Genomic DNA, 15,903 nt, shown 5'->3' with positions numbered 1-15,903 from the left:
GCCACCTCCCCTTCGTGCTCCGAACCTAGCATGCGCCGGGCGCGCGCCGACGGGATTGGTAAGGTCGAAACGCCGGTTTCGTCGCGCTGTCCGTGTGGCTGCGGCATCCCTCACACTCCAGGAGTTCTCGTGACCCAGATCCTTCCTCCCGATTCCCTCAAGGGAAAGACCGCACTGGTCACCGGCTCGTCGCGCGGGATCGGCGCCGACACCGTGCGCTACCTCGCCGAGGCCGGCGCGAACGTCGTGATCAACTACCGCAACAAGGCGCCCCGTGCAGAGCGTCTGGCGACCCAGCTGCGCGAGCTGGGGGTGCAGGTCCTGACGGTCGCCGCCGACCTCACCGACCAGGCGTCGGTCGACGGGATGTTCGCGCAGATCGCATCGGAGTTCGGCTCGCTCGACCTGCTGGTGCTCAATGCCTCCGGCGGCATGGAGTCGGGCATGGCCGAGGACTACGCCCTGCAGCTGAACCGCGACGCGCAGGTGCGCGTGCTCGAGGCGGCGCTGCCGCTGATGTCCGCGGGTGCCCGCGTCGTATTCGTGACCAGTCACCAGGCCCACTTCATCCGTACCACCGAGACCATGCCCGAATACGAGGCGGTCGCGCTGTCGAAGCGCGCGGGGGAGGACGCCCTGCGCGAGCGGATCCCGGCGCTGACCGAGAAGGGCGTCGAGTTCGTGGTCGTGTCGGGCGACATGATCGAGGGCACCATCACCGCGACGCTGCTGAACCGCATGAACCCCGACGCGATCGCATCGCGTCGGGACGCCGCCGGGAAGCTCTACAACGTGGCGGAGTTCGCCGCAGAGGTCACGCAGGCCGCGATCGATCCGATCCCCGCGGACAACATCCGTCTCGTCGGCGACACCGGCTCGTTCGTCGCGGAGTGAGCAGACGACGAAGGCCCCGGGATATGTCCCGGGGCCTTCGTCATGTCGTGATGAGGTCAGAGCGCCTTAGGGCTGAACGTGAAGGCGCGGACGATCTGGATGATGCCCAGCACGACCAGCGAGATGCCCAGCAGCCACCAGAGGACGACCGCGCCCCACAGCGGCGACATCAGCAGGACGATGCCGGCGATGATGCTCAGGATCGCGAAGAACACCGTCAGGCCCTTCGAGACCGCACCGCCGAGGGTCGTCAGTGCGACGACGCCCTCGATGATCCACATGATGCCGACCAGGATGCCGAGGAAGACGGCGAGCCACAGCGCCGTGTGCTGCAGGTTCGTGAACGCGATGATGCCCGCGACGATGTAGAGCAGGCCGAGCACGAGGTGGCCGACACGGGCCCAGCCGCCCATCGTGCGCGAGAAGATGCCGAGGCCGAGGTAGACGAGGCCGCCGACGATCGCATAGATCGCGATGATCGCGGTGACGACGACGGCGGTCTTGCCCGGCCAGACGAGGATCAGGATTCCGACGATGAGGGCGATCAGGCCGGAGAGACCGAGGAATGTGCGGATGCCGTTGACCGCAGACTTGGCGGCCGGCGAGGTATCTGTGGACATGGGGGAGTGCCTTTCTGAGATTTACCTGTGAGGCCTTTCTCTGGGCCAGACTAGTGCCCCGGGGAGTGCGCTCACCACCGACACGCTGTCGTACGCTGTGCCTCATGCATGCCGCCGACGCACACGACATGATCCGGGTCCGCGGGGCTCGCGAGCACAACCTCAAAGGCATCGACCTGCAGATCCCGAAGCGCCGTCTGACGGTGTTCACCGGTGTCTCCGGCTCGGGGAAGAGCTCGCTGGTCTTCGGCACGATCGCCGCCGAGTCGCAACGCATGATCAATGAGACCTACAGCGCCTTCGTCCAGGGGTTCATGCCCCGGCTCGCACGCCCCGAGGTCGACGTGCTCGAAGGCTTGACGACGGCGATCGTCGTCGACCAGGAGCGCCTCGGCGCGAATCCGCGCTCGACCGTGGGCACCGTGACGGACGCGAACGCGATGCTGCGCATCCTGTTCTCGCGACTCGGGGAACCGTACATCGGCGGCCCGACCGCCTTCTCCTTCAACGTCCCGACGCAGAAGGCCAGCGGCATCATGACCTCCGCCAAAGGCGGCAAGAAGATCGTCCGCAACGCCGTCTATCTCGGCGGCATGTGCCCGCGGTGCGAGGGGCGGGGACAGGTCTCGGACATCGACCTCACCGCCGTCGTCGACGAGTCGCTGTCGCTTCTGGGCGGCGCGATCCTCGTGCCCGGGTACACCGCCGACGGCTGGATGGTGCGCGGCTTCGCCGAGTCGGGGTTCTATCCGGCGGACAAGCCGATCTCGACGTTCACCGACAAGCAACGCCAGGCCTTCCTGTACAGCGAGCCGACGAAGGTCAAGATCAACGGGATCAACGTGACGTACGAGGGACTCATCCCGAAGATCACGAAGTCGATGCTCTCGAAGGACGTCGAGTCTCTGCAGCCCCATGTCCGGCGCTTCGTCGAGCGTGCGGCGACGTTCACGATCTGCCCGGAGTGCGACGGCACACGCCTCACCGAGGCTGCACGCTCGTCGCTGATCGACGGTGTGAGCATCGCCGACGCGTGCCGCATGCAGGTGACCGATCTTGCGGCGTGGGTGCGGGGGCTGGATCGCCCCGAAGCAGGGCCTCTTCTGAACGCACTGGGCGCCAATCTCGACGCCTTCGTGACACTGGGCCTGGGGTATCTGAGCCTGGAGCGACCGTCGGGCACGCTCAGTGGCGGGGAGTCGCAGCGCATCAAACTGCTCCGCCACCTCGGCTCGTCTCTCACTGACGTGACGTACGTCTTCGACGAGCCGACGATCGGTCTGCACCCGCACGATATCCAGCGCATGAACACGCTGCTGCTACAGCTGCGTGACAAGGGCAACACCGTGCTGGTCGTCGAGCACAAGCCCGAGACCATCGCGATCGCCGATCATGTCGTGGACCTGGGCCCCGGTGCGGGCACGTCCGGGGGACAGGTCTGCTTCGAGGGCGACGTGGACGGTTTGCGCACCAGCGGCACTCTGACGGGTCGGCATTTCGACGACCGTGCGTCGGTGAAGACGGCTGTGCGCGCAGCATCCACTGTTCTTTCCATCCGCGGCGCGAACGCCCACAATCTGCAGGACGTGGATGTGGACGTCCCGCTCGGTGTGCTCACGGTCATCACCGGTGTGGCGGGTTCGGGAAAGAGCTCGCTCATCGAGGGCTCGGTCGTGGGGCGCGAGGGGGTCGTCGCGGTCGACCAGGGTGCCATCAAGGGGTCGCGTCGCAGCAATCCCGCCACGTACACCGGCATGCTCGAGCCCATCCGCAAGGCTTTCGCGAAGGCGAACGGCGTGAAGCCGGCGCTGTTCAGCGCGAACTCGGAGGGCGCCTGCCCCACGTGCAAGGGCTCGGGCGTGATCACCACGCAGCTCGGGTTCATGGACACGGTCGAGACCCCGTGCGAGGACTGCGGCGGCAAGGGCTTCCAACCCGCCGTGCTCGAGTACACACTGGGTGGCCTCGACATCACGGAGGTGCTCGGGATGCCGGTGGCCGAGTCTGCCGCGTTCTTCGCCGACGGCGGGGCGAAGATCCCGGCCGTGACGAAGATCCTCGGCCGTCTCGTGGACGTCGGTCTCGGCTACCTCACGCTCGGCCAGCCGCTGTCGACGCTGTCGGGCGGTGAGCGTCAGCGCATCAAGCTCGCGACGCAGATGGCCGACGGTGGAGAGGTGTACGTGCTCGACGAACCGACCAGCGGCCTGCACCTCGCCGATGTGGAAAATCTGCTCGGACTGCTGGATCGGATGGTGGATGCCGGCAAGAGCGTCATCGCCATCGAGCACCACCAGGCGGTGATGGCCCACGCCGACTGGATCATCGACCTGGGCCCTGGCGCCGGCCACGACGGGGGACGTGTGGTGTTCGAGGGGACGCCCGCGCAGCTCGTCGCCGACCACTCGACGCTGACGGGGGAGTATCTGGCAGAGTATGTCGGTGCCTGAACGCCGTCTTCTGCCCCGATCCGTGCCGGCGGCCGTCGGTGTCTCCTCTCGAGCGGTCGGTGCGCTGCTGGACCGGCTCGAACGGCTGAGCGTCGAATGTCACTCGCTGATGGTGGTGCGGCATGGCAACGTCGCCGCCGAGGGCTGGTGGGCACCCTACGCGGCCGAACAGCCGCACCTGCTGTACTCGCTCACGAAGTCGTTCACCTCGATCGCGGTCGGAATGGCGATCGCGGACGGCCTGCTCTCGCTCGACGACCGGGTGGTCGATGTGCTGCCTGAGCACGTGCCCGATGACGTGTCCCCGCAGGGTGCTGCGGTGACCGTGCACCACCTGCTCTCGATGAGCGCCGGGCATGCGGTGGACAGCCTCGAAGAGGCGTGGCGGCTCGAGCCCGGCGATCTTGTCAAAGGCTTCCTGCGGGTGCCGTTCTCCGAGGGCGTCGGTGAGGTGCACACCTATGACAATGCGACGACGTTCGTCCTGGCGCGCATGCTGGAGAAGGTCACCGGCCGGGGCCTGCCCGAGTTTCTCGACGAGCGGCTGTTGCGTCCCATGGGCATCGACGAGGCAGAGTGGGACCGCGTCGCCAGCGGTCGTGCCTTCGGCTTTCACGGGCTGCACCTGACGACCGAGTCGGTGGCCGCCTTCGGCGAGCTGCTGCTGCGCGGCGGGCGCTGGGGAGACCGGCAGCTGGTACCGCGCGACTATGTGGAGCGTGCGACGCAGTTGCACATCGCCGGCCGGCGCACGGGCGAAGGATCCGATGGCCCCGACTTTCTCAGCGGATATGGCTATCAGATCTGGATGTCGCGCCACGGATTCTACGGCTTCGGCGCCTTCGGTCAGTACTGCGTCGTTGTTCCCTCCTGCGACCTCGTGGTCGCCGTCACGTCGGCTCAGCGGGAAGTCCGCGAAGCCCAGGATGTGCTCGACGCCATCTGGGAGTGCCTGCTTCCCGGTCTCGACGTCGCTGACAGTGCCGACGACGACGCGGCTCTCGTCGAGCGGTTGCGCTCACTCTCGCTGCCGATGCCCGAGGGGGCAGCGGGACCTTTGGTGCCCGTCGTCGCGACGCTGGAGGCATCTGGTCCGGACGACGCGCTCCCCGGGGGAGCGGGGCTACTCCTCGAGCGGATCGACGGCGGCTGGCGGGCGCGATTCGAAGGACTGCTCGACATCGAGATCGGTCATGGATGCTGGGCCGCGAGCTCACCACTCGGCCGCCCCGTGCGCGCCGCCGGCGCCTGGGTAGGCAACACCTTCGTGACCGACCTCTACGTGATCGCCAGTCCGCACTGCGTGCGTCTCACGGTCGACGCCGACACGGGCGTCGCGCGCGCACGCTGGACGACGGTCCCGCTGACGGGTCCGGACCTTCTGCTGCACCTGCGCGCGCCGCTGATGACCAGGCCCGATGTCGCGTAGGGCCTTTGTGGCTACAATGTGGTGATATTGGTAGCCACAAACGGAGGGGTTGCGATGAATGTCGGTATCCGGGAGCTGCGCGATGGCCTCAGCCGCTATGTCGCTGTCGCGCGTGATGGGGGAGAGGTCGTCGTGACCGATCACGGCCGTGCAGTCGCGCGTCTCGTGCCATACGGCGCTCCGACTGCTCTGGAAGCTTTGGCGTCACGCGGCCTTGTGACGCTCGCCGTGCGAGCGAAGTCTGAGCTTGAGGCGCCCGTTCGCGCCGAGGGGGCGGTGAGCGACCTCGTGGACGAGCAACGGCGGTGATCGCGTATTTCGACACCTCGGCGATCGTCCCGCTCATTGTCGCCGGACCAAGCTCACCGCTGTGCGCGCACGTGTGGACGGTCGCCGATCAGGTGGTCACGAGTCGTCTCTCGTACGTGGAAGCCGCCGCGGCGCTGGCGTCCGCCGAGCGCATGGGTCGGCTGATGCGCGAGTCATACGACGAGGCTCGCCGTCGCCTCAGCACCCTGTGGGAGATGGTGCAGATCGTCGAGGTGGATGTCTCGCTGATGGAAGAAGCCGCCGATGCTGCCAGGAATCAGGGGCTCCGCGGCTATGACGCAGTGCAGTTCGCGAGTGCACTGCGCGCCGCGTCGCTGGACTCGATCGTGATGTCGGGGGATCGTGATCTACTCGTCGCCTGGCGGCGCTCCGGGCTGGCCACGGTGGATACGAATCAGCGCCTCTCGTGACTGTCCGAGCCGCAGTCGACGTCCCCAGTGTTGCTGCATGATGGAGGGCATGCCTGTCGACCGCTCGTACATCCGCGTCAAGGCGATGCTCGTCGCGCCGCACCCCGATGGCACGAGTCATCTCGTCAGCGTCAACGAGCCGACCGACGAGAATCCTCAGGGATACCACCGAGTCATCGGCGGCAGCGTGGAGCTCGGGGAGACATTCGAAGAGGCGATCATCCGCGAGGTCGACGAAGAGCTCGGCGCGCGCGTGCACGACCTGACGCATCTGGGCGTCGTCGAGAACATCTTTCGCTACAACGGCGAGCTCGGTCATGAGATCGTCGCGCTGTATTCCGGCTCTGTGGATCCGGTCCCGTCCGACGACGACGGGACGCTGACCGAGTCGGACGGTGCGGTCATGCCCGTCGTGTGGCGACCGTTCGATGACTCCGAGGTCGATGTTCCGCTCTATCCCGCGGCGGCGAGCACGTGGATTCGCGGCCCCGCTCGGCCCTCATGAGATACGCCGATAATGCACATTATGTCAGTTCGCGTTGACAAGGGCCCGGGGTGCCGTTGCACGCGCCCTCCTCCGGCGCGCGGCGTGGGCGTTCAATCGCGCTCTTGGGAGTTGCCTTCTCGTACGCAGGGCGGTCCTGTTCATCCCGAAGAACGCGTGCGCGACGGCTTCATAAAATGAGCTCGTGAGTTTCACCATCCGGACCACGTGTGAGGACGACTGGCCGCTTGTCCGTGCGTTCCGAGTCGAGAACGCAACGGACAATCCGATCTCCTATGGCGCGACGCTTCAGACGACGTTGTCGATGACAGAGGACGACTGGCGGCTACGAGCTCGCTGCGGTGAGCAGGACGATGACACGGCACTCGTTGCGATCGAGGCCTCCACGCAGCGCTGGACTTCCGTGGCAGAACCCACGGCGTAGCGGACGCGCTTCTCGCGCGCATCCTTCTGTGGGCGAAGCCGCGCTCGTCGCAGCTCCGCCTCTACGTGCATGAAGACGTGGAACCCGCACGCCGCTTCTATGCTCGCCATCGGTTCACAGCGACGGGCCGCACTCGCTCGCACCCATATGCCGCCGGCGTACAGCTCGAGCTCGCGCGACCACTCCCCTGACGGAGCACCGCGAGGATTCGCACTGTGTGAAGCCCTTGGCCCCGCCATGGACCAGGATGGAAGTCCGGGGTCCATCAGCCTGTCTCAACGCTGAGGAGGACGCCATGAGCACCGGCATCCGTCGCCTGATCGTGGTCGGTCTGCTGCTCGGCGGGTTCGCGGCGCTGTGTTGGGCGACGTTCACGACAGCCGCCTGGATCATATGGCTCATCTGGGGTTTATATGCCACATTCGCGATCGGTGCGGTCGTCAACGGCTGGCGCCTCCATCGGCACGGCCGCCGCGCGGAACGCCTCAGCGTGCCGGGTCAGGACCCGGTCCAATCCATCTATTCGGGGCGGACTCCCCCGACGTATTATGTGCCGTCCGCTGATGCGACGTCTCAGATCGCCGGTCCGCCTCACGCCGATCCACTCCGCCTCGACGGCCCGGGCGCGCCTCTTCCGGACGAACCCGCGCCGCACGAAGAATGACGTGCAGCACGGCCGACCACGCGTGGAGCCGGTATCCACCCGCGCACGCGATCGACGTCAACGGGTCCAGAAGTCCTCGGGGCGTCGCCCCGGCCTGAAGCCGAAGTATTCGGCCATCAGCACCGCCTCCGGGAAGTTCGCCGCCACATCCTGAGCCCGGTGTGCATCGCTGCCGAAGGTGACGGCGCGGCCGCCTTCTTCCGCCCACCACTGCGGTATCCATGGCCAGAGCCGGCGCGTATTCAGCTCCAGTGCCCGATCGGATGCTGCGAGCGCACGCATCGCGGTGCGGAACCCCTCTTCGAACTCAGTCGGGTCGAACGGGCCGACCCGCTCAGCCGGCCACGTACGGATGGCGAAGTCGATGTGCGTGAACACCTCGAACGAGTCGCTCCCGGCGACCATGCGCGGAATCTCTTCGAGGTACGCCCACATCACCTCGTCGGCCGGTCGGGAGTGATAGAGGCTCGTCGGCTCAGTGCGCGTCGATCCCTGGTACGGCAGCATGTGCAGCGACCCGTTGACGCGGTCGATCACGCCGCTGCCGATCAGATCGGCGGCTTCGCGGGCCCACAGATGAGGCTGGCCGAACTCCACGCCGGTGAGGATTCGAAGTCCCGGGTACACACGGCGGCAGCGTTCGATGGCCTCGAGGTAGCCCTCCACATCGAAAGGGGGCAACCGCACACGCCCCTGCCCATCCACATAGCGCTGAGCGGTGGTCCCGATATCGGCCGGCTCCTCCACCACCCACTCAGGATCGAGGTCGAGGTGCTCCGTGAAGATCACGGCCGGGAGACCTATGCGTACGGCACGCGCGCAGGTACGGTCCATGGTGCCGGCCGAGGCTGGATCGGATCCGGCATCCCACGACCACTCGCTGTGGACATGTGCGTCAGCGGGCCGGCTCGTCATGCCCAGTCACGCTACTCCGTCGCATGGGCCTGCAGTGGGCTCCGATCGTCCCGATACCCTGGGCACATGCGCGACGACGCCGGTAATGGAGACGCTGCGTCTGCCCCGCGCGAGATCCTGCGGCATCCCGCATTCGCGTACTTCTGGACCGCAACCACACTCCGCGCCTTCGGAGGTGCTATCGCGGGCGTCGCGTTCCAGGTCGTGATCGTCAATGTGCTCGAGGCCACTCCCCTGCAGATCAGCGTGTTGAGTTCGCTCGGTGTGGTTCCCTACCTCTTCCTGGGCCTCATCATCGGGGCGTTCATGGACCGCTGGCGACGGCAACGCACTCTCGTCGCGACCACGGTGGGCCGCGCCATGGTGCTTGCGGTCGTTCCTGTCCTTCTGCTGACAGACACCCTCGACTTCTGGTCGCTGAGCGCGGTGATCCTCGCTCTCGGCGTGCTCACGCTCTTCGCTGAATCGGCTGCCCAGCCGCTCCTCCCCCGGATCGTTCCGCGCGCATCGCTCGTCTCGGCGAACGCACGTCTCGGCCAGAGCAGTACTGTGGCGACCACGGCCGGGCCCGCGCTCGGCGGCGCACTGCTCAATCTCATCGGCCCGCCGATGCTGTTCGCCATCGAAGCGCTGATCAATGCCATCGCGGCGGTGTTGCAAGCGCGCATCCGCATCACCGAGCCCAAAGCGGCACCGCGACCGCGCGGTCGTCACGTCGGCCACGACATCGGCGAGGGCATGCGGTTTGTCTACCGGCACGCAACTCTTCGGCCACTCGCCATCTCGGTACACGTCTGGTTTCTGGGAAACAGCATCGTCGTGACGGCGTTCGCCGTCTATGTGCTGCGGGCTTTGCGTCTGCCGGAGTGGGCGTACGGGCTGGCACTCGCTGCGGGCGGGGTAGGCGGGTTCGTCGGTGCGCTCATCGCGCCGCACGTGGGGGTGCTGCTCGGCGCCGGTCGAGGCATCCTGCTCGGACGCGTTCTCGCCGTCATCCCCTGGCTCGTCCTCGCGGTCGTGCCGTTCTCGTCTCAGAGGCCCATGGCCATCACCCTCTGGATCGTTGCGGCGGCGCAGTTCGTCTACGGTCTGGCGATGGGAATCGAGGACACGAACGACATCTCCTATCGGCAAGCCATCGCGCCCGACGCGATCCAGGGCCGTATGAACGCGACGATCCGCACCGTGAACCGCATCGTCTTCTTCTTCGGCGCGTTGCTGACAGGCGTGCTGATGACTGTGCTCGGCTACCGATGGACGCTCGGACTCGGTGCTGTCGCCTTCGCCGTCGCCGCGCTCGTCATCGTCTTCTCGCCTCTGCGGGCAGCCCGGCATGAGGATCCCGCGACCTGAATCTTGACGGGCCCTCCCCCGCGACCCGCAGCCGCAGCCTTGACAATCGCACCCGCGCGTGTGGGATGTTCGTACACATGGGTGACTACGAGGTCGTGAACATCGGTGGTCTTGACCAATGGCGTGCGTTCCACGGCGGATTCGACGCCGCGCGCTCGCGCGACGGGCGCAGAGTCGTCGACCACGAGCTGACGATGCAGTACATCGGCATGACCGCCAACGCGCTCGAGCCGGGTGAGGAAGCCGGATACTGGCACGCGCACGCGCGCATCGAAGAGCTGTACGTCTTCCTGGCGGGAACCGGCCAGATGGGGCTCGACAACGACGTCGTCGAGGTCGGGCCCGGCACCGTCGTCAGGGTCGGACAGGGTGTGTGGCGCACCTGGCGCGCCCGCCCCGACAGCGATGGGCAGCTTCGGTGGCTGTGCATCCGTTCCGGAGGCGAACCGCTGCCCAAGCTCCCCGACGACAGCAAGCGCGACCCGGACCGTCCCGCCCCGTGGTGAAGAGCCCGATCGGTGCAAGGCCATGAACACCGACGGCAGCGCGGGTGACGCCGACTACGCCGTGATCGGCGACGGCTACTCTCACTACCGCCGACCCGACCCGCGTGTCTTCGCGGCGATCGAGAGAGCCCTCGGCAACGCCCGCAGCATCATCAACGTCGGTGCCGGAGCCGGCTCGTATGAGCCGACCGATCGTGACGTGACCGCTGTCGAGCCGAGCGCGACGATGCGGGCGCAGCGACCCGCGCATCTCACCAGCGCCGTCGACGCGACCGCTGAGGCACTCCCCTTCGGCGACCACGCCTTCGACGCGGCACTCGCCTCCTTCACCGTCCACCAGTGGCACGATCTCACCGCGGGGCTCCACGAACTCCGACGGGTCACACGCGGGCCGATGGTCATCCTCACCTGCGATCCCGCCGCGCTCGATCGCTTCTGGCTCGCCGAGTACGCTCCCGAGGTGATCGCGACCGAGGCAGGCCGTTACCCGAGCATCGAGCGCATCGCCGACCGGCTCGGCGGCGAGATCGAGGTCTCGTCGGTTCCCATTCCCCTCGACTGCACCGACGGCTTCGGCGAGGCGTACTACGGTCGCCCCGAGGCGCTGCTCGATCCGGGTGCTCGTCGGGCGAACTCGGCGTGGAGCTTCGTCTCCCCCGATATCGCCGACCGCTTCGAGAGGACCCTCCGCGCAGACCTCGAGGACGGGACGTGGGATGCCCGGCACGGCGCGCTTCGCTCGGCACCGGCCTTCGACGGGTCGCTGCGCCTGATCGTGTCGCGCCCGTAGGAGCGACGTCTCTGAGATCGCGCGGTACTCCCCCGCCAGCCGCTTCATATGCGCGTGCTCTTCGGCCATGCCGGGGCGAGCGATCCGCGGATCGTCCGACCGGCCGCGCGTGATCATGCCGTCGATGTACCGCCGGTCAGCGTCCAGACGCGCGAGGGCATTCGCGCCGACGTTCCCGTGCCCGGGGACGACGAGACTGGCTCGCTCAGCGAAGGGCGCGAGCACGTCGAGCGCGGCGATGTATGCGGACAGATCGTCAGGGAAGAACGGCAGCGGCAGTTCGGTGTCGCTGAGCATGTCGCCGGCGATCAACACCCGCTCTTGCGGAAGCCAGAGTGCCGTGTGACCTGGGGCGTGGCCGTCGTGAACGATCAACTCGACGTCGACTCCCGCCGGTAGCGAGTCGTCAGGCACGTGGTCGTCAACTCCGTTGATCCGACCCATGAGATCCACGAGCTCAGCCGGAGAGTCCGGCCCCAGAAAGCCGACGAGCGTCTGCCTTTCGGACACGGCGAGCCGTGCCGTCTCGTGAGAACCCCACCGCGGCGCATCACCGAAGCCGGGATGCCACAACAGGTGATCCTGGTGGGCGTGCGTCGCGAACCCGCCGATGACGCGCAGCCCGCGATGGTCGATCTGCGACGCAAGGTCGTCCAGCTCATCAGGGAGCCATGCGGGGTCGACCAGGAGCGCCGTCCCACCACCCGTCACGACGGTCGAGTTCGTCGACATCTTGCGACTTGTGGCGACGAGCACGCCGGGGGCGATCTCCTGCAGCTGCGGCATCCCGTTCATCCTTCGTCTTGAGCGCGAGCGTGGTCAGCAGCCGGACACGGGCGAGGCTCGTCAGCGTCCATCCCCGCGGCGAACCCGCCGTATCCCGATCCACACGCAGCTCATCGGAGACGGACGATCGTGATCGCTCCCACGAACGCGGCGCCTCCGACCACTGCCAGCAGAACGACCCACACGTGGAGCGCGGACGCGCTCGCCAGGTCATAGCCGAGGTCATCTGTCACGGCAGAATGCACCAGCCAGAGCATGAACGAGACGACCCATGCGAAGCCGCCGACGGCGGCAAGCGCAACGGCCCAGGCGTTCGGCCTCACAACGACCGGCGTCAGGGTGACTTCCGTCGTTCCCGGTGTCTCACTCATCGAGCTCACGAGCGCAGTCTCGCATCTCGTCTGCGGAAGGGCAATCATCTCCCCAGAAGAAACACGCACGACGCTACCCGCACAAGCAGGAGTGGATGGACCGCTATCTCGGCATCATCGTCTTCAGGCTCCGCCCACTCCCCCGCGCGTAGACTCGCACGCATGTCTTCATCGATAAGCCGTCCGTATGGGCGTCGGGAGGTCGTCGGCGCATTCCGCGCCGGCATGAGATGACCGCGCACCGCAGCGCTCGCGCCATTGCGCCGAGTGCCGCCCGTCGTCCCTCCACATCATCGACAGAAAGACCCTCCTCATGCACGCTCTCACCGAGAAGGACATCCGTGCGTCCTTCGTCAACGCCTCGCAGCGCGAGCGCAGCAGCCTGACGCTGCCCTCCGATCTCGACCGCATCGACTGGGAAGATCGCGACTTCCTCGGCTGGCGCGACGCCAAGTACGTCCAGCAGGGGTACGTCGTCGTCCCCGTCGACGGCGCGCCCGTCGGCATCCTGCTCCGCGAATCCGAGCAGCGCGCCCGCACCCGTCCGCAGTGCTCGTGGTGCGAAGACGTTACACTGCCGAACGACGTGGTGTTCTTCAGCGCCAAGCGGGCGGGCCGTGCCGGCCGCAACGGCGATACCGTCGGAACCCTCGTCTGCGCGCACTTCGAGTGCACGCGCAACGTGCGCAAGCTGCCTCCGCTCGCCTATCCCGGATTCGATCGGGATGCCGCGCGGCAGCGCCGCATCGAGGCGCTCCGCGAGAGCGTCGTGGGATTCGCACGGGACATCCGCGACAGTCGCTGACGCGCAGGGTGTCATGCTGGGTGGCATGAGCGATGACATCGTGCGCCCGCAGACCCGCCTGGGCGGCCTCCTCGTGTCGGAAGAGGCCGTCTACGGGCTGATCCTCGTGGCGGGCATGGTCATCGTCGGCTCAGAGAACAGCGATGAGGCGTGGGAGACCATGCTGACCGTTCTCATCACGGTGCTCGTGTTCTTCGCCGCCCACGTGTACGCCGGAACCCTTTCGCGCATGGCTGAGGGACGAGGCGCGTCCATCGCGCGGTCGCTGCGCGGCGCGATCCACCATTCGATCGGCCTGCTCATCGTGGCCGTCCCGCCGCTGGCGGTGCTCGTCCTCGGCGCATCGGGCGTGATGGACTCCGAGGCGGCCGTCTGGCTGGCGCTGCTGATCACCCTCGTTCTCCTGGTGATCGACGGCTGGCTCATGACCGCCGCCCGGACGGCATCATTCTGGGAGCGGGTGCTCGGCGCGGTGATCAGCGGGGCGTTCGGTGCTGTGCTGATCCTGCTGAAAGTGCTCATCCACCACTGACGGGTGGCGGGCGCGGCGCGGGCTACCCTGGAATCCGTGACCACGCCCCGCCTGCCCGCCTCGCTGTGGCGGGCGTGGATCATCTGGGGCGTCGCGGTCGCCGCCTATGTGCTCTCGGTGATGAACCGCACCTCGTTGGGGGCGGTGGGGGTGGATGCCGCGCACCGGTTCCGTGCGGATGCCTCGACCCTCTCCATGTTCGCGGTCCTGCAGCTCGCGGTCTACGGCGCGATGCAGCTGCCGATCGGACTGCTGCTCGACCGCTGGGGAACGCGGCCGATCATCGTGGCAGGCATGGTCCTGATGGCCGGCGGGCAGCTGGTCATGGCGCTCTCCCCCAACGTGGGGATCGCCATCGGCGCCCGCATGCTCATCGGCGCGGGCGACGCGGCGATCTTCCCGAGTGTGCTGCGCGTGGTCGCGACCTGGTTCCCCGCCCAACGCAGCTCGCTCATGGTGCAGCTGACCGGAATCGTGGGATTGACCGGCCAATTCCTCTCGATCGCGCCGCTCGCCGCCCTCTTGCATGCGACGACGTGGGAGGTCACCTTCGCCTCGACCGCCGGCCTGTGCGTCCTCTTCGCGATCCTTCTCGTTCTGGTTGTGCGCAACCACCCGCCGACCGTGGCCACCGATGTCTCCGTGAACACCGACACCGGGGCGATCCAGGTCGTGACCTCGGCGGCCGACACCCGGGTGGGCGTGCGTGCGGCACTCTCGCACCCGGGGACTCGCTTGGCGTTCTGGTCGCACTTCACGACGCCGTTCTCGGGCACCGCGTTCATCATGCTGTGGGGCATCCCGTTCCTCACCGCGGGCGAGGGGCGCACACCTGCCGAGGCCGCGGTGATCACGACGGTCTACATCGCGGTGGGGATGGTGCTCGGCCCCGTGATGGGGCTGCTCTCCGGCCGTATGCCGAACCATCGCTCGCGCGTGCTCGTGCTGCCCACGGTCGTGTTCCAGATGGTGGCATGGCTCGCGGTCATCGCCTGGCCGGGGCCGGCGCCGCTGTGGCTGCTGTTCGTCTTGGCCGTCGCGATGGGCACCGGGGGTCCGGCATCCATGATCGCCTTCGACCACGCGCGTACGCACAACCCCAGCCATCGGCTCAGTACCGCGACCGGCATCACGAACACCGGCGGGTTCGTCGCCGGGCTCGTCGCCATCTTCCTGATCGGCGCGGCGCTCGACCTGCAGGGCGCGGGAACACCGGCGACCTACAGTCTCGACGCGTTCCGCATCGCGTTCCTCACGCAGGTGCCGCTGTGGGTTCTCGGCGCGTTCTTCATCGTCTTCGAACGCAAGCGCACCCGCATCCTGCTCGGAATGGACGAGCCTCGGCGCCCACGGGACGCGAAGCGGTAGCCTGACGGCGTGAACCGCGGACGGCCGCTCGGCGACTACGGCGTCGACGCACCCTGGGTGCCTTGGATGATGGTGGGCTTCGGGGTGATCTACCTCGTGCTCTCCGGTTGCGCCTTCTGGCTGTGGGACTCGCCCGGATTCGGGGTCGTCATCGGCGTGATCGGGCTTCTCATGTTCGTCAGCGCGTGGCTGTACTGGCACACCACTCGGCGCGGAAAGTTCGCGGTCTGGCGCGAGGTGCTCGCCGAGACGCCGGCGGCAACGCGTGTGCTCGACATGGGCTGCGGGCGCGGAGCGGTGAGCATCATGGCTGCACAGCAGTATCCGCAGGCGGCGGTGACCGGTATCGACCTGTGGCGTTCGGTCGACCAGTCCGGCAACACTCCCGACGCAGCTGAGCGCAACGCGCAGCTGAACGATGTCGCCGATCGCCTCTCGCTTCTCACCGGCGACATGACGCAGCTCCCCTGCGCCGATGGATCCTTCGACCTCGTGACGGCGAGCCTGTCGATCCACAACATCCACACCGCCGACGGCCGGGAGAAGGCGATCGATGAGGCGTGGAGGGTGCTCTCCCCCGGCGGACGGCTGCTCATCGTGGACATCTCGAAGACCCGCGAATACGAGCAGCGGCTGCGGGATCTGGGCGCCGCCGACGTGCGCCGCCGACCCGTCGGGTGGCGGATGTGGTGGAGCGGACCATGGATGGCGACGACCGAGTTGCGAGCGATGAAACCGATAGCCTGAACGG

Annotated in this window: 18 protein-coding genes and 1 pseudogene; 15 read left to right on the top strand and 4 right to left on the bottom strand. The window is 67.4% G+C overall.

The window, feature by feature from the left end; all coding sequences use genetic code 11:
• Positions 1 to 129 precede the first annotated feature (129 nt).
• Entirely contained in the window at positions 130 to 894 is a 765-nt protein-coding gene (locus ABMQ42_RS13510; protein WP_349723510.1) for an SDR family oxidoreductase, read from the top strand.
• A 56-nt stretch (positions 895 to 950) separates the two neighbouring features.
• Here the strand turns inward: ABMQ42_RS13510 and ABMQ42_RS13505 are convergent, their stop codons facing one another.
• Positions 951 to 1,514: an HdeD family acid-resistance protein gene (locus ABMQ42_RS13505; RefSeq protein WP_349723509.1), complete on the bottom strand. Its 564-nt coding sequence runs from the start codon at positions 1,512 to 1,514 to the stop codon at positions 951 to 953.
• Between the two features lie 104 nt (positions 1,515 to 1,618).
• On the opposite strand from ABMQ42_RS13505, the gene ABMQ42_RS13500 reads away from it, so the two are divergent.
• From ABMQ42_RS13500 to ABMQ42_RS13470, 7 genes are all read left to right on the top strand, one after another.
• Positions 1,619 to 3,964: an ATP-binding cassette domain-containing protein gene (locus tag ABMQ42_RS13500; protein WP_349723508.1), complete on the top strand. Its 2,346-nt coding sequence runs from the start codon at positions 1,619 to 1,621 to the stop codon at positions 3,962 to 3,964.
• Positions 3,957 to 5,393, top strand: a complete 1,437-nt coding sequence (locus ABMQ42_RS13495; RefSeq protein WP_349723507.1) for a serine hydrolase domain-containing protein — start codon at positions 3,957 to 3,959, stop codon at positions 5,391 to 5,393. The genes ABMQ42_RS13500 and ABMQ42_RS13495 overlap by 8 nt, the downstream gene beginning before the upstream one ends.
• 54 nt (positions 5,394 to 5,447) lie before the next feature.
• Entirely contained in the window at positions 5,448 to 5,702 is a 255-nt protein-coding gene (locus ABMQ42_RS13490; protein WP_349723506.1) for a type II toxin-antitoxin system Phd/YefM family antitoxin, read from the top strand.
• Positions 5,699 to 6,133, top strand: a complete 435-nt coding sequence (locus ABMQ42_RS13485; protein ID WP_349723505.1) for a type II toxin-antitoxin system VapC family toxin — start codon at positions 5,699 to 5,701, stop codon at positions 6,131 to 6,133. The genes ABMQ42_RS13490 and ABMQ42_RS13485 overlap by 4 nt, the downstream gene beginning before the upstream one ends.
• Before the next feature lie 49 nt (positions 6,134 to 6,182).
• On the top strand, positions 6,183 to 6,638 hold the full coding sequence (locus ABMQ42_RS13480) for an NUDIX domain-containing protein (RefSeq protein WP_349723504.1): 456 nt from the start codon (positions 6,183 to 6,185) through the stop codon (positions 6,636 to 6,638).
• Between the two features lie 184 nt (positions 6,639 to 6,822).
• Complete coding sequence (locus ABMQ42_RS13475; protein WP_349723503.1) at positions 6,823 to 7,062, top strand: hypothetical protein; 240 nt, start codon at positions 6,823 to 6,825, stop codon at positions 7,060 to 7,062.
• 295 nt (positions 7,063 to 7,357) lie between these two features.
• Positions 7,358 to 7,726 (top strand): hypothetical protein, encoded by a 369-nt coding sequence (locus ABMQ42_RS13470; RefSeq protein WP_349723502.1) that lies wholly within the window; start codon positions 7,358 to 7,360, stop codon positions 7,724 to 7,726.
• Between the two features lie 57 nt (positions 7,727 to 7,783).
• Here the strand turns inward: ABMQ42_RS13470 and ABMQ42_RS13465 are convergent, their stop codons facing one another.
• Positions 7,784 to 8,641 (bottom strand): PHP domain-containing protein, encoded by an 858-nt coding sequence (locus tag ABMQ42_RS13465; protein ID WP_349723501.1) that lies wholly within the window; start codon positions 8,639 to 8,641, stop codon positions 7,784 to 7,786.
• A 66-nt stretch (positions 8,642 to 8,707) separates the two neighbouring features.
• Between ABMQ42_RS13465 and ABMQ42_RS13460 the strand changes: the two genes are divergently transcribed.
• From ABMQ42_RS13460 to ABMQ42_RS13450, 3 genes are all read left to right on the top strand, one after another.
• The gene (locus ABMQ42_RS13460) at positions 8,708 to 9,994 is read left to right on the top strand and encodes an MFS transporter (RefSeq protein WP_349723500.1); all 1,287 of its coding nucleotides are present in this window, start codon (positions 8,708 to 8,710) and stop codon (positions 9,992 to 9,994) included.
• A gap of 77 nt (positions 9,995 to 10,071) precedes the next feature.
• Positions 10,072 to 10,500, top strand: a complete 429-nt coding sequence (locus ABMQ42_RS13455) for a cupin domain-containing protein (protein ID WP_349723499.1) — start codon at positions 10,072 to 10,074, stop codon at positions 10,498 to 10,500.
• 22 nt (positions 10,501 to 10,522) lie between these two features.
• Positions 10,523 to 11,290, top strand: a complete 768-nt coding sequence (locus tag ABMQ42_RS13450; RefSeq protein WP_349723498.1) for a class I SAM-dependent methyltransferase — start codon at positions 10,523 to 10,525, stop codon at positions 11,288 to 11,290.
• A 237-nt stretch (positions 11,291 to 11,527) separates the two neighbouring features.
• Here the strand turns inward: ABMQ42_RS13450 and ABMQ42_RS13445 are convergent.
• Positions 11,528 to 12,022: pseudogene (locus ABMQ42_RS13445) on the bottom strand (MBL fold metallo-hydrolase); the annotation flags it as partial.
• A 164-nt stretch (positions 12,023 to 12,186) separates the two neighbouring features.
• Positions 12,187 to 12,456: a hypothetical protein gene (locus tag ABMQ42_RS13440; RefSeq protein ID WP_349723497.1), complete on the bottom strand. Its 270-nt coding sequence runs from the start codon at positions 12,454 to 12,456 to the stop codon at positions 12,187 to 12,189.
• A 304-nt stretch (positions 12,457 to 12,760) separates the two neighbouring features.
• On the opposite strand from ABMQ42_RS13440, the gene ABMQ42_RS13435 reads away from it, so the two are divergent.
• The 4 genes from ABMQ42_RS13435 to ABMQ42_RS13420 are packed head-to-tail and all read left to right on the top strand — an operon-like array spanning position 12,761 to position 15,899.
• Positions 12,761 to 13,252, top strand: a complete 492-nt coding sequence (locus ABMQ42_RS13435; protein ID WP_349723496.1) for an FBP domain-containing protein — start codon at positions 12,761 to 12,763, stop codon at positions 13,250 to 13,252.
• 25 nt (positions 13,253 to 13,277) lie between these two features.
• Positions 13,278 to 13,784, top strand: a complete 507-nt coding sequence (locus tag ABMQ42_RS13430; protein ID WP_349723495.1) for a hypothetical protein — start codon at positions 13,278 to 13,280, stop codon at positions 13,782 to 13,784.
• Between the two features lie 36 nt (positions 13,785 to 13,820).
• Entirely contained in the window at positions 13,821 to 15,152 is a 1,332-nt protein-coding gene (locus ABMQ42_RS13425) for an MFS transporter (protein ID WP_349723494.1), read from the top strand.
• Positions 15,153 to 15,161: 9 nt separating this feature from the next.
• The gene (locus ABMQ42_RS13420) at positions 15,162 to 15,899 is read left to right on the top strand and encodes a class I SAM-dependent methyltransferase (protein WP_349723493.1); all 738 of its coding nucleotides are present in this window, start codon (positions 15,162 to 15,164) and stop codon (positions 15,897 to 15,899) included.
• Positions 15,900 to 15,903 lie beyond the last annotated feature (4 nt).

Origin of the sequence: Microbacterium sp. KR10-403, from assembly GCF_040196215.1 — a bacterium.
In the GTDB taxonomy this organism is placed as follows: Bacteria; Actinomycetota; Actinomycetes; order Actinomycetales; family Microbacteriaceae; genus Microbacterium.
Note: the sequence above shows the minus strand (reverse complement) of the source record. Positions and strands in the feature narration are given on the sequence as shown.